A 13,779-nucleotide genomic window follows, 5' to 3' on the forward strand; every position below is an offset into this window, starting at 1 on the left:
TTCGCTTCGGCTGGCATTTTCACTTCTAGTGAGCTGCTTGCCATACGCTTACAACAGCAAGCAGGCCGAAGTGATTCGCGTCGGGGGAGGGGTCTGCTCCCGGCATCTGGTGGCTTTAGAACCAACCGATTGAGGATAGTCTTGAACCTCGCAGCCTATTTCCCCGTATTGCTGTTTCTCCTCGTGGGTACCGGTTTAGGCGTAGCACTGGTCAGTATCGGCAAGATCCTCGGTCCCAGCCGGCCCGACAGCGAAAAGAACGCGCCGTACGAATGCGGCTTCGAAGCGTTCGAAGATGCGCGCATGAAGTTCGACGTGCGCTACTACCTTGTCGCCATCCTGTTCATCATTTTCGATCTTGAAACCGCGTTCCTGTTTCCGTGGGGCGTTGCGCTGCGCGATATCGGATGGCCGGGCTTTATTTCGATGATGATTTTTCTGCTCGAATTCCTGCTGGGCTTCGCCTATATCTGGAAGAAAGGCGGACTCGACTGGGAATGACGGGTCCAATCGCCGGTTTCAGGGCGGCCTACGCTAGCTGCCCGTCTGGAGTGGAACGCAAATGAGTATCGAAGGGGTCTTGAAGGAAGGGTTTGTCACCACGACGGCTGACAAACTGATCAACTGGACGCGCACCGGCTCGCTGTGGCCGATGACGTTCGGTCTTGCGTGTTGCGCGGTCGAGATGATGCATGCGGGTGCGGCCCGCTACGACCTCGACCGTTTCGGCGTCGTGTTTCGTCCGAGTCCGCGTCAGTCGGATGTGATGATTGTCGCCGGCACGCTGTGTAACAAGATGGCGCCCGCGCTGCGCAAGGTGTACGACCAGATGGCCGAACCGCGCTGGGTGATTTCGATGGGTTCGTGCGCGAACGGTGGCGGCTATTACCACTATTCGTACTCGGTCGTGCGCGGCTGCGATCGCATCGTCCCGGTCGACGTCTACGTGCCGGGCTGTCCGCCGACGGCCGAGGCGCTCGTCTACGGCGTGATCCAGCTGCAAGCGAAGATCCGGCGCACTAACACCATCGCCCGTCAATAAAGGCCTAAGCCTCCCCACAATATGGCAAGCAAACTCGAGACCCTCAAAGCGAATCTCGAGGCGGCCTTTGGCGGCCGCCTGTCGAGCATCACGGAATCAGTCGGTGAACTGACGATTGTCGTGAAGGCGAGCGAATACCTCGACGTGGCAAAGCAGCTGCGCGACGACGCATCGCTGAAGTTCGAGCAGCTGATCGATCTGTGCGGTGTCGACTATCAGACGTACGGCGACGGCGCTTACGAAGGCCCGCGTTTTGCCGCGGTGCTGCACCTGCTCTCCATTGCGAACAACTGGCGCGTGCGCTTGCGCGTGTTCGCGCCGGACGACGATCTGCCGATCGTCCCGTCAGTGGTCGACGTATGGAACTCGGCGAACTGGTACGAGCGCGAAGCGTTCGACCTGTACGGCATCGTCTTCGAAGGCCATCCGGACCTGCGCCGCATCCTGACCGACTATGGCTTTATCGGCCACCCGTTCCGCAAGGATTTCCCGATCTCCGGTTACGTCGAAATGCGTTACGACCCGGAAGAGAAGCGCGTCGTCTATCAGCCGGTGACGATCGAGCCGCGTGAAATCACGCCGCGCGTGATCCGCGAGGATCGCTATGGCGGTCTCAAACATTAAGGGAACGCCATGGCAGAGATCAAAAACTACACGCTCAACTTCGGCCCGCAGCACCCGGCAGCGCACGGCGTGCTGCGCCTCGTGCTCGAGCTCGACGGCGAAGTGATCCAGCGCGCCGATCCGCACATCGGCCTCCTGCACCGCGCGACCGAAAAGCTCGCTGAAAACAAGACGTTTATCCAGTCCGTGCCGTACATGGACCGTCTCGACTACGTGTCGATGATGGTGAACGAACACGGTTATGTGCTCGCGATCGAAAAGCTGCTCGGCATCGATGTGCCGATTCGCGCGAAGTACATTCGCGTGATGTTCGACGAAGTCACGCGCGTGCTGAACCACCTGATGTGGATTGGCGCGCACGCACTCGACGTCGGCGCGATGGCAGTGTTTCTGTATGCGTTCCGCGAGCGCGAAGATCTGATGGACGTGTACGAAGCGGTGTCAGGCGCGCGTATGCATGCTGCGTACTATCGTCCGGGCGGCGTCTATCGCGATCTGCCCGACGCAATGCCGCAATACAAGGCATCGAAAATCCGCAATGCGAAGGCGCTTTCGAAAATGAACGAAAGCCGCCAGGGTTCGCTGCTCGATTTCATCGAAGACTTTTTCAACCGGTTCCCGAAGTGTGTCGACGAGTATGAAACGCTACTCACCGACAACCGGATCTGGAAGCAGCGTCTGGTGGGTATCGGCGTCGTGAGCCCCGAGCGCGCGTTGCAAATGGGTCTGACGGGCGCGATGCTGCGCGGCTCGGGCATCGAGTGGGACTTGCGCAAGAAGCAGCCTTACGAGGTGTACGATCAACTGGATTTCGACATTCCGGTTGGCGTGAATGGCGACTGCTACGACCGCTACCTCGTGCGCGTCGAAGAAATGCGTCAATCAACGCGCATCGTCAAACAATGTATTGATTGGCTTCGCAAGAATTCCGGCCCGGTGATGATCGACAATCATAAGATTGCGCCGCCGTCGCGCGTCGGGATGAAGTCGAACATGGAAGAGCTGATCCACCACTTCAAGCTCTTTACCGAAGGCTTCCATGTGCCTGAAGGCGAGTCGTATGCGGCCGTCGAGCATCCGAAGGGCGAGTTCGGCATCTATCTGATTTCGGATGGCGCGAACAAGCCGTATCGCCTGAAGATTCGCGCGCCGGGCTACGCCCATCTGTCCGCGCTCGACGAAATGGCGCGCGGCCACATGATCGCCGATGCGGTCACGATCATCGGCACGCAGGACATCGTGTTCGGCGAAGTGGATCGCTAAAGCGTTTTCATCGAGCCCCGCCCGGAGTAGAAGGCTGTACCAGCGCGGCGCGAGGCAAGGGGCAAGCAAGGAACGCCGGGTCTGTCGCATCATGCAGTGAAGCGGCAGGTTTTCGTTCGGTAGGAATTGAAAGAGTCGTGTCTGAAAATGATCTCAGCTGAAGGCCTGAAAGAAATCGATCGTGCGCTCACGAAGTACCCCGCCGATCAGAAACAATCCGCCGTGATGGCGGCGCTGGCCGTTGCGCAAGAAGAACATGGCTGGCTGTCGCCCGATCTGATGCAGTACGTCGCCGACTATCTCAGCATGCCGGCCGTTGCCGTGCAGGAAGTCGCGACGTTCTACACGATGTTCGAAACGTCGCCGATCGGCAAGTACAAGGTCACGCTCTGCACGAACCTGCCGTGTCAGCTCGGCCCGGACGGCGGCTCGGAGAGCGCCGCTGAATATCTGAAGCAGAAGCTTGGAATCGATTTCGGCGAAACCACCGCGGACGGCAAGTTCACGCTCAAAGAGGGTGAGTGCATGGGCGCGTGCGGCGACGCACCGGTGATGCTCGTGAACAACCACCGTATGTGCAGCTTCATGAGCCGCGAGAAGATCGACCAGCTGCTCGAGGAACTTTCGAAATGACGTCTTTACACGATCGTCACATCAAGCCGCTGATTCTCGCCGGACTGAACGGTGAGAACTGGCATCTCGAAGATTACGTTGCGCGTGGCGGTTACAAACAGCTGCGCCGCATCCTGGAAGAAAAAATCCCGCCGGAGCAGGTGATTGCCGATGTGAAGGCATCGGGCCTGCGTGGCCGTGGCGGTGCGGGCTTCCCGACCGGCCTGAAGTGGAGCTTCATGCCGCGCCAGTTTCCGGGGCAGAAGTATCTCGTCTGCAACTCGGACGAAGGCGAACCGGGCACGTTCAAGGACCGCGACATCCTGCGCTGGAATCCGCATGCGTTGATTGAAGGCATGGCGATCGGCGCGTATGCGATGGGCATCACGGTCGGCTACAACTACATTCACGGCGAAATCTTCGCCGAGTACCGGCGCTTCGAAGAGGCGCTCGAAGAAGCACGCCGCGCGGGCTTCCTCGGCGACAACATCATGGGCTTGGGCTTCTCGTTCCAGCTGCATGCGCACCACGGTTACGGCGCGTATATCTGCGGCGAAGAAACGGCGCTGCTCGAGTCGCTCGAAGGCAAGAAGGGTCAGCCGCGCTTCAAGCCGCCATTCCCGGCGAGCTTTGGCGTCTACGGCAAGCCGACCACGATCAACAACACCGAAACCTTCGCAGCGGTGCCGTTCCTGCTCGAAATCGGCCCGCAAGCGTATCTGGAGATCGGCAAGCCGAACAACGGCGGCACGAAGATCTTTTCGGTGGCGGGCGACGTCGAGCGTCCGGGCAACTATGAAGTGCCGCTCGGCACGCCGTTCGCGACGCTGATGGAGCTCGCCGGCGGCATGCGCGGCGGCAAGAAGATCAAGGCGGTCATCCCGGGCGGTTCGTCGGCGCCGGTTATTCCCGGCGACATCATGATGCAAACCGACATGGATTACGATTCGATCGCGAAAGCCGGATCGATGCTCGGTTCGGGCGCAGTGATCGTGATGGACGAGACGCGCTGCATGGTGCGCTCGCTGTTGCGCCTGTCGTACTTCTATTACGAAGAGTCGTGCGGCCAGTGCACGCCGTGCCGCGAAGGCACCGGCTGGCTCTACCGCGTCGTGCATCGTATCGAGCATGGTTTGGGCCGCAAGGAAGATCTGGATCTTCTGAACTCGGTGGCCGAAAACATCATGGGCCGCACGATCTGCGCGCTCGGCGATGCGGCGGCTATGCCGGTGCGCGGCATGCTGAAGCACTACTGGGACGAGTTCGAATATCACGTCGCCAACAAGCGCTGCCTCGTCGGCGGTCATGCCGGGGCGGCGGCGGTGTCGGAAACGGTCGCTGCATAAAAGAAGCAGAACGTCGAATGCAGATTCATCGCGAGAGCGCCCGTCATGTACCGGGTGCACATCGCGCGATGAACGGGGCGAACGATTGAGCGGTATCAGGTTAAGGAAGATTGACCATCATGGTTGAACTCGAAATAGACGGCAAAAAGGTCGAGGTACCTGAAGGCAGCATGGTGATCCAGGCTGCGCATAAGGTCGACACGTACGTGCCGCATTTCTGCTATCACAAGAAGCTGTCGATCGCGGCGAATTGCCGGATGTGCCTCGTCGACGTCGAGAAAATGCCGAAGGCGGTGCCCGCCTGCGCGACACCTGTGTCGCAAGGCATGGTCGTGCGGACCAAATCCGAGAAGGCCATCAAGGGCCAGCAATCGGTGATGGAATTCCTGCTGATCAACCATCCGCTCGATTGCCCGATCTGCGATCAGGGTGGCGAATGTCAGCTGCAGGATCTGGCGGTCGGCTACGGCAAGTCTTCGTCGCGCTATAGCGAAGAGAAGCGTGTCGTGTTCCACAAGAATGTGGGGCCGCTGATCTCGATGGAAGAGATGACGCGCTGCATCCACTGCACGCGCTGCGTCCGCTTCGGCCAGGAAGTGGCCGGCGTGATGGAGCTCGGCATGCTGAACCGCGGCGAGCACTCGGAAATCACGACCTTCGTCGGCAAGACCGTCGACTCCGAACTGTCGGGCAACATGATCGACCTGTGCCCGGTCGGCGCGCTCACGAGCAAGCCGTTCCGCTACAGTGCGCGGACGTGGGAACTGTCGCGCCGCAAGTCGGTGAGCCCGCACGATTCCGTCGGCGCGAACCTCGTTGTGCAGGTCAAGAACAACCGCGTGATGCGCGTGCTGCCGTTCGAGAACGAAGCGATCAACGAATGCTGGATCTCGGATAAAGACCGCTTCTCGTACGAAGCGCTCAATAGCGAAGAGCGCCTGACCACGCCGATGATCAAGCAAGGCGGTCAGTGGGTCGAGACCGACTGGCAGACGGCGCTCGAATATGTGGTTAAGGGCTTCAACGGCATCAAGGGCGATCACGGTGCGAATGCAATCGCCGCATTGGGCAGCGCGCACAGCACGGTCGAAGAACTGTTCCTGCTGAAGCAACTCGCGCAGGCAGTCGGCACGCCGAATATCGATTTCCGTCTGCGTCAGGCCGATTTCTCGGCGCCGGTGAACGGCACGCCGTGGCTCGGCGTGAAGATCGCGGACCTGTCGCTCGTCGATTCGGCATTTGTCGTCGGCACGTCGTCGCTGCGTCGCGATCATCCGCTCTTCGCCGCGCGTCTGCGCCAGGCATCGAAGGGTGGCGCCAAGCTCACGCTGCTGCAGGCATCGAGCGACAACTCGCTGATCCCGAAGGCGCAAGTGATCGCCGCGGCGCCGTCCGCATGGCTCGACGAACTGGCCGGTATCGCCGCCGCTGTGTCTGAAGCGCGCGGCGTCGCGTTGCCGGAAGCGTTCGCCGGCATTCAGGTATCGAATGCCGCAAAGCAGGTCGCGGCCTCGCTCGCAGCCGGCGAAAAGCGTGTCGTGCTGATCGGCAACGCTGCCGTCCAGCATCCCGACTTTGCACGCATCCACGCCGCAGCACAATGGATCGCAGACGCAACGGGCGCCACGCTCGGCTTCCTCACGGAAGCAGCGAACACGGTCGGCGCCCACCTTGTCGGCGCATTGCCGGGCAACGGTGGCCTCAACGCACGCGAAGCGTTCGAGCAGCCGCGCAAGGGCTACGTGCTGATGAACGTCGAGCCGGAATTCGACACCGCCAACCCGGCGCAGGCGCTGGCCGCGCTGAACCAGGCGGAAATGGTCGTCGTGATGTCGCCGTTCAAAACGGGCGCCGACTACGCCGACGTGCTGCTGCCGATCGCGCCGTTCACCGAAACGGCCGGTACCTTCATCAACGCGGAAGGCACGGTACAGAGCTTTAACGGCGTCGTGCGTCCGCTGGGTGATGCCCGTCCCGCATGGAAGGTGCTGCGCGTGCTCGGCAGCCTGCTCGGCGCAGCGGGCTTCGAATACGACACGGCTGAAGAAGTACGCGCCGCCGCGCTCGGCGATGCGGACTTCACGCCGCGTCTGTCGAACAAGACCGCATCGACGGTCGCACGCAGCAACGGCAACGCAGCGAAAGCCGCGAACGGTTCGTTCGAGCGCATCGCCGATGTGCCGATCTACCATGCTGATCCGCTCGTGCGCCGTGCCGGCTCGCTGCATCTGACGCAAGCCGCGCGTAACGCGAACACGATCGGCCTGCCGGCTGGGCTCTTCGACAAGCTGGGTCTGAAAGACGGCGACGCAGTGCGCGTGCGCCAGGGGGAGCGTTCGGTGCAGGTGCCGGCCGTGCGCGATGCGAATCTTGCGGAGACGGTGGTCCGCGTGTCGGCGGCCACGCCCGCCGGCGCGGCGCTAGGTAGCCTCTTCGGCGAACTGCTGGTGGAGAAGGCGTAAATGACCTTGTTCGATTCGATCAACGCGGGCGGCAGTGAGATTCTCGGTGTCGCGTGGCCGACGGTGTGGGCGCTGGTGCGCATCCTCGTCGTGGCTGTCGTGATTCTGCTGTGCGTCGCGTACCTGATCCTCTGGGAGCGCAAACTGATCGGCTGGATGCACGTGCGTCTCGGCCCGAACCGCGTCGGCCCCGGCGGCTCACTGCAGCCGATCGCCGACGTGCTCAAGCTGTTGCTGAAGGAAGTGATCCAGCCGACCCAGGCAAGCCGCTGGATCTACCTGATCGCGCCGGTCATGGTGGTGGTGCCGGCCTTCGCGATCTGGGCGGTGATTCCGTTCCAGGCGGGCGCGGTACTGGGTGACATCAACGCAGGCCTGCTGTACGCCATTGCGATTTCGTCGATCGGCGTCTACGGCGTGATTCTGGCCGGTTGGGCATCGAACTCGAAGTACGCGTTCCTTGGTGCGATGCGCGCCGCCGCGCAGATGGTGTCGTACGAAATCTCGATGGGTTTCGCACTCGTCGTCGTGCTCATGACAGCCGGTAGCCTGAACCTGTCGGACATCGTCAATTCGCAAACGCGCGGCATCTTCGCGAGCTTCGGCGTCAACTTCCTGTCGTGGAACTGGCTGCCGCTCCTGCCGATGTTCGTCGTCTACTTCGTGTCGGGCATTGCCGAAACGAACCGCCACCCGTTCGACGTGGTGGAAGGGGAGTCGGAAATCGTCGCGGGCCACATGATCGATTACTCGGGGATGGCGTTCGCGCTGTTCTTCCTCGGCGAGTACATCAACATGATCGTGATCTCGGCGCTTGCCTCGATCCTGTTCCTCGGCGGCTGGGACGCACCGTTCGGTTTTCTGTCGTTCATTCCGGGCATCTTCTGGCTCGTCCTCAAGGTGTTTTTCCTGTTGTCGGTATTCATCTGGGTGCGTGCGACGTTTCCGCGCTACCGCTACGACCAGATCATGCGTCTCGGCTGGAAGGTATTCATTCCGGTGACCGTGGTGTGGCTGATAGTGGTCGGATTCTGGATCATGTCGCCGTTGAATATCTGGAAATAAAGGGCGGATGTCCCCATGACCGCATTTCAAAATTTCTTCAAGACTTTCTTCCTGACCGAACTGCTTAAGGGTCTCGCGCTGACCGGACGCTATGCGTTCCAGCGCAAGATCACCGTGCAGTTCCCGGAAGAAAAAACGCCGATTTCGCCGCGCTTTCGCGGACTGCACGCGCTGCGCCGTTATGAAAACGGCGAAGAGCGCTGCATCGCCTGCAAGCTGTGCGAAGCGGTGTGTCCGGCGCTGGCCATCACGATCGAGTCGGAAACGCGCGCGGACAATACGCGCCGCACGACGCGCTACGACATCGACCTGACCAAATGCATCTTCTGCGGTTTCTGCGAAGAGAGCTGCCCCGTCGATTCGATCGTCGAAACGCATATTCTCGAATATCACGGCGAAAAGCGCGGCGACCTGTACTTCACGAAAGACATGCTGCTGGCCGTCGGCGACCGCTACGAAGCGGAAATCGCGGCGAACAAGGCAGCGGACGCACCGTATCGTTGATCCAGGAAGTTGCATTGCTGTAGTACGAAGTCGCGTCGGCCGCCCCGGTAATGGCGGCGCGGTGCGCAGCCCCTTGAGTGCCGTTAGCGTTGATCGCGCGCGTCTCGCGCAGGATGAACGTCGCGTAAAATGCGCGCGCGTGCTGCGGCAAGCCGAGGGATCCTGCCTGACGATGGCCTAACGAAGAACCGGTAATCATGGAATTCACGACCGTACTGTTCTACATCTTCGCGCTGCTCCTGACGGTGTCGGGGCTGAAGGTGATCACTTCGCGCAACCCGGTGGCGGCCGCGCTCTTCCTCGTGCTCGCGTTCTTCAACGCGGCCGCGATCTGGATCCTGCTGCAGGCCGAGTTCCTCGGCATTCTGCTGGTGCTCGTGTACGTCGGCGCGGTGATGGTGCTGTTCCTGTTCGTCGTGATGATGCTGGACATCAATCTCGACGTGCTGCGTAAAGACTTCAAACGCTTCGTGCCGATGGCGACCATCGTCGGCGCGATCATCGTGATCGAGACGGCGCTGATCCTGTGGCACGGCTACGGCGCGACGGTGCAGCCGGTGCGTGATACGACGGCGGCCATCGGCGGCACGGCAGGGTGGTCGAACACGCGCCTGATCGGCAAGGTCATCTACACCGATTACATCTTTGCGTTCGAAGTGGCGGGCCTCGTGTTGCTCGTCGCGATCATCGCAGCGGTCGCATTGACCACGCGTCACCAGAAAGACAGCAAGCGCCAGCGCATTTCGGACCAGGTCGCGGTGCGCAGCCAGGATCGCGTGCGCATCGTAAAGATGAAGCCGGAAGTCGCACCGGCACCGGTACCCACGGAGCCGGCAACGGCAGCGACGGCAGCCGCGACCGCGGCTGGTGCCGCAACCGGCGCCCCGGCGCCCGCAGGCAAAGCCTGAGCGCCCGAGAGGAGAAAAACATGTTGACCCTTGCTCATTACCTCGTGCTCGGCGCGATCCTGTTTGCGATCAGCGTCGTCGGCATTTTCCTGAACCGCCGCAACGTCATCATCATCCTGATGGCGATCGAACTGATGCTGCTGGCGGTGAACACCAATTTCGTCGCGTTCTCGCACTATCTCGGCGACGTGCACGGCCAGATCTTCGTGTTCTTCGTGCTGACGGTGGCCGCAGCCGAAGCAGCGATCGGCCTCGCGATTCTGGTGACCCTGTTCCGTAGCCTCGACACGATCAACGTCGAGGACCTCGATCAGCTCAAAGGTTAATTTCAGCGAAGTTCATTTCAGGTAAGCGGTTATGTCAACGACACTCAACGAAAACCTGCTGCTGGCCATCCCGCTCGCTCCACTAGCGGGTTCGCTGATCGCGGGCCTTCTCGGCAAGACGATCGGGCGCGCAGGCGCTCACTCGGTAACGATCCTCGGGGTGGCGATCTCGTTCGTCCTGTCGGTCATAACGTTTTTCGACGTGCTGAACGGCGCCAGCTTCAGCGCGACGATCTACGAATGGATGACGATCGGCAAGCTGAAGTTCGAGGTCGGCTTCCTCGTCGACTCGCTGACCGCGATGATGTTGCTCGTCGTGACCTTCGTCTCGCTGATGGTGCACATCTACACGATCGGCTATATGGCGGGGGAGGACGGCTACCAGCGCTTCTTCTCGTATATCTCGCTGTTCACGTTCTCGATGCTGATGCTCGTGATGAGCAACAACTTCCTGCAGCTGTTCTTCGGCTGGGAAGCGGTGGGTCTCGTGTCGTACCTGCTGATCGGCTTCTACTTCACGCGTCCGAGCGCGATCTACGCGAACCTGAAGGCGTTCATCGTGAACCGCGTTGGCGACTTCGGCTTCCTGCTCGGTATCGGCCTGCTGCTCGCCTACGCCGGTTCGTTGAACTACGCCGACGTGTTCGCGAAGAACCACGAACTCGCCGCCATGACGTTCCCGGGCACCGATTGGGGCCTGCTGACCACGGCCTGCATCTGCCTCTTCATCGGCGCGATGGGTAAGTCGGCGCAGTTCCCGCTGCACGTGTGGCTGCCCGATTCGATGGAAGGCCCGACGCCGATCTCCGCGCTGATTCACGCGGCGACGATGGTGACGGCCGGCATCTTCATGGTCGCGCGCATGTCGCCGCTGTTCGAACTGTCGGACACCGCGCTGTCGTTCATCATGGTGATCGGCGGAATTACCACGCTGTTCATGGGTTTCCTCGGCGTCGTGCAAAACGACATCAAGCGCGTGGTTGCGTATTCGACGCTCTCGCAGCTCGGTTACATGACCGTCGCGCTCGGCGCGTCGGCCTACCCGGTCGGCGTGTTCCACCTGATGACGCACGCGTGCTTCAAGGCGCTGCTGTTCCTCGGCGCCGGTTCGGTGATCATCGGCATGCACCACGATCAGGACATGCGCAACATGGGCGGCCTGTGGAAGTACATGCCGATCACGTGGATCACCACGCTGATCGGTTCGCTCGCGCTGATCGGCACGCCGTTCTTCTCCGGCTTCTACTCGAAAGATTCGATCATCGACGCGGTGCACCTGTCGCACCTGCCGGGTTCGGGTTTCGCGTCCTTCGCGGCGACGGCGAGCGTGTTCGTCACGGCGACGTACACGTTCCGCATGTACTTCATGGTGTTCCACGGCAAGGAGCGCTTCCGCGGTCCGAAGCATCCCGATTCGCCGATGGCGATCGAAGCCGCCGCGCATGCCCATGACGAGCATGGCCACGGTCACGACGATCACGGTCACGATCATGCGCACGTGCCGCACGAAACGCCGTGGGTGGTGTGGGTTCCGCTCGTGCTGCTTGCGATTCCGTCGGTGATCATCGGCGCGATCGGTATCGGCCCGATGCTGTACGGCGACTTCTTCTCGCACGGCGTCGCGTTCGACAAGGTGATTTACATCGCCGACAACCATCCGGCACTGCGTGAAATGGCCGAGGAATTCCACGGCTGGTTCGAGATGGGCATCCACTCGTTCTCCGGTCTGCCCGTGTGGCTGTCGATTGCGGGCGTGGTCGTGACGTGGTTCCTGTACATCAAGCGTCCTGACCTGCCGGCGAAGATCCGCCAGACGTTCTCGCCGATCTACACGCTGCTCGACAACAAGTACTACATGGACAAGATCAACGAAGTCGTCTTCGCGCGCGGCGCCGTGGCGATCGGCCGCGGCCTGTGGAAGGAAGGCGACGTCGTCGTGATCGACGGTATCGTCAACGGCAGCGCGCGCTTTGTCGGCTGGTTCGCGAGCGTGATCCGCTTCCTGCAGTCCGGTTATATCTATCACTACGCGTTTGCGATGATCATCGGCATGTTGGGCCTCCTGACGTTGTTCGTTACGCTCGGCGGCAAATAAACAACGCGAGGAGACACCATGTACAACTATCCGATTCTCTCCATCGCGATCTGGATGCCGATCGTGTTCGGCCTGATCGTGCTCGCGGTCGGCAACGATCGCAACCCGATGCCGGCGCGCTGGATCGCGCTGGTCGGCTCGGTCCTGAGCTTTATCGTCACGATTCCGCTGATGACGGATTTCGATCCCGACACGGCGAAGCTGCAGTTCGTCGAGCAGGCGAACTGGATCGAGCGTTTCAACATCACGTATCACCTTGGCGTGGACGGCATCTCGATGTGGTTCGTCGTGCTGACCGCGCTGATCACGGTGATCGTCGTGGTCGCCGCGTGGGAAGTGATCACGAAGAACGTCGGCCAGTATCTGGCGGCGTTCCTGATCCTGTCGGGCATCATGGTCGGCGTGTTCTCGTCTGCCGACGGCATGCTGTTCTACGTGTTCTTCGAAGCGACGCTGATTCCAATGTACATCATCATCGGTGTCTGGGGCGGCGCGAACCGCGTGTACGCGGCGTTCAAGTTCTTCCTGTACACGCTGATGGGTTCGCTGCTGATGCTGGTCGGCCTCATCTACCTGTACACGCAGACGGGCACGTTCGACCTCGCCGCATGGCATGCCGCGAAGATTCCGATGACGCCGCAGGTGCTGCTATTCATCGCGTTCTTCCTCGCGTTCGCGGTGAAGGTGCCGATGTGGCCCGTGCACACGTGGTTGCCTGACGCGCACGTCGAAGCGCCGACGGGCGGCTCGGTCGTGCTGGCGGCGATCATGCTGAAGCTCGGCGCGTACGGCTTCCTGCGCTTCTCGCTGCCGATCGCGCCGGACGCAAGTCACTTTCTCGCGCCGGTCGTGATCACGCTATCGCTGATCGCGGTGATCTACATCGGTCTCGTCGCGATGGTGCAGGCCGATATGAAGAAGCTCGTCGCGTATTCGTCGATCGCGCACATGGGCTTCGTCACGCTCGGCTTCTTTATCTTCAACCAGATGGGCGTCGAAGGCGCGATCGTGCAGATGATCTCGCACGGCTTCGTCTCGGGCGCGATGTTCCTTTGCATCGGCGTGCTGTACGACCGTATGCATACGCGCCAGATTGCCGATTACGGTGGCGTGGTCAACACGATGCCGAAGTTCGCGGCGTTCGTGATGCTGTTCGCGATGGCCAACTGCGGCCTGCCGGGCACGTCCGGTTTCGTCGGCGAGTTCATGGTGATCCTGGCCGCGGTCCAGTACAACTTCTGGATTGCGTTCGGCGCTGCCTTCACGCTGATTCTCGGCGCCGCGTACACGCTGTGGATGTACAAGCGTGTGTATTTCGGCGCGGTCGCCAACGACCACGTGAAGAAGCTGATCGACATCAACGGCCGCGAGCTCTTCATGCTGATCGTGCTCGCCGCGCTGACGCTGTTCATGGGCCTGTACCCGAAGCCTTTCTCTTCAGTGATGCATGCGTCCGTGGAGAATCTCCTTACCCACGTTTCGCAGTCGAAGCTGCCGCTGGCGCAGTAGTGCAGAGCGGAGGAACTAGAAAA

Annotated in this window: 13 protein-coding genes; all 13 read left to right on the forward strand. The window is 61.1% G+C overall.

What is annotated here, in order from left to right:
* Window positions 1–141: 141 nt before the first annotated feature.
* The 13 genes from KZJ38_RS08340 to KZJ38_RS08400 all read left to right on the forward strand — a co-directional run bounded on the left by KZJ38_RS08340 (window position 142) and on the right by KZJ38_RS08400 (window position 13,756).
* Window positions 142–501 (forward strand): NADH-quinone oxidoreductase subunit A, encoded by a 360-nt coding sequence (locus KZJ38_RS08340; protein ID WP_075157603.1) that lies wholly within the window; start codon window positions 142–144, stop codon window positions 499–501.
* Between the two features lie 61 nt (window positions 502–562).
* Entirely contained in the window at window positions 563–1,042 is a 480-nt protein-coding gene (locus tag KZJ38_RS08345; protein ID WP_006052903.1) for a NuoB/complex I 20 kDa subunit family protein, read from the forward strand.
* 21 nt (window positions 1,043–1,063) lie between these two features.
* The gene (locus KZJ38_RS08350; protein WP_219799609.1) at window positions 1,064–1,666 is read left to right on the forward strand and encodes an NADH-quinone oxidoreductase subunit C; all 603 of its coding nucleotides are present in this window, start codon (window positions 1,064–1,066) and stop codon (window positions 1,664–1,666) included.
* 9 nt (window positions 1,667–1,675) lie between these two features.
* A complete protein-coding gene (locus tag KZJ38_RS08355; RefSeq protein ID WP_219799610.1) occupies window positions 1,676–2,929 on the forward strand; it encodes an NADH-quinone oxidoreductase subunit D in 1,254 nt (417 codons plus the stop codon).
* Window positions 2,930–3,076: 147 nt separating this feature from the next.
* A complete protein-coding gene (nuoE, locus tag KZJ38_RS08360; RefSeq protein WP_219799611.1) occupies window positions 3,077–3,562 on the forward strand; it encodes an NADH-quinone oxidoreductase subunit NuoE in 486 nt (161 codons plus the stop codon).
* Window positions 3,559–4,887: an NADH-quinone oxidoreductase subunit NuoF gene (gene nuoF, locus KZJ38_RS08365; protein WP_219799612.1), complete on the forward strand. Its 1,329-nt coding sequence runs from the start codon at window positions 3,559–3,561 to the stop codon at window positions 4,885–4,887. Before nuoE ends, nuoF begins: the two co-directional genes overlap by 4 nt.
* Before the next feature lie 119 nt (window positions 4,888–5,006).
* On the forward strand, window positions 5,007–7,349 hold the full coding sequence (nuoG, locus tag KZJ38_RS08370) for an NADH-quinone oxidoreductase subunit NuoG (protein WP_219799613.1): 2,343 nt from the start codon (window positions 5,007–5,009) through the stop codon (window positions 7,347–7,349).
* Complete coding sequence (gene nuoH / locus KZJ38_RS08375) at window positions 7,350–8,414, forward strand: NADH-quinone oxidoreductase subunit NuoH (protein WP_219799614.1); 1,065 nt, start codon at window positions 7,350–7,352, stop codon at window positions 8,412–8,414. It abuts the gene before it with no gap.
* Between the two features lie 15 nt (window positions 8,415–8,429).
* Entirely contained in the window at window positions 8,430–8,918 is a 489-nt protein-coding gene (gene nuoI / locus KZJ38_RS08380) for an NADH-quinone oxidoreductase subunit NuoI (protein WP_175231917.1), read from the forward strand.
* Window positions 8,919–9,115: 197 nt separating this feature from the next.
* Window positions 9,116–9,826: an NADH-quinone oxidoreductase subunit J gene (locus KZJ38_RS08385; RefSeq protein ID WP_219799615.1), complete on the forward strand. Its 711-nt coding sequence runs from the start codon at window positions 9,116–9,118 to the stop codon at window positions 9,824–9,826.
* A gap of 20 nt (window positions 9,827–9,846) precedes the next feature.
* Entirely contained in the window at window positions 9,847–10,152 is a 306-nt protein-coding gene (gene nuoK, locus KZJ38_RS08390) for an NADH-quinone oxidoreductase subunit NuoK (protein ID WP_013339863.1), read from the forward strand.
* A 31-nt stretch (window positions 10,153–10,183) separates the two neighbouring features.
* Complete coding sequence (nuoL, locus tag KZJ38_RS08395; protein ID WP_219799616.1) at window positions 10,184–12,247, forward strand: NADH-quinone oxidoreductase subunit L; 2,064 nt, start codon at window positions 10,184–10,186, stop codon at window positions 12,245–12,247.
* 18 nt (window positions 12,248–12,265) lie between these two features.
* The gene (locus tag KZJ38_RS08400; protein WP_219799617.1) at window positions 12,266–13,756 is read left to right on the forward strand and encodes an NADH-quinone oxidoreductase subunit M; all 1,491 of its coding nucleotides are present in this window, start codon (window positions 12,266–12,268) and stop codon (window positions 13,754–13,756) included.
* Window positions 13,757–13,779: the final 23 nt, after the last annotated feature.

This window comes from Paraburkholderia edwinii (assembly GCF_019428685.1).
GTDB classification, from domain to species: domain Bacteria; phylum Pseudomonadota; class Gammaproteobacteria; order Burkholderiales; family Burkholderiaceae; genus Paraburkholderia; species Paraburkholderia edwinii.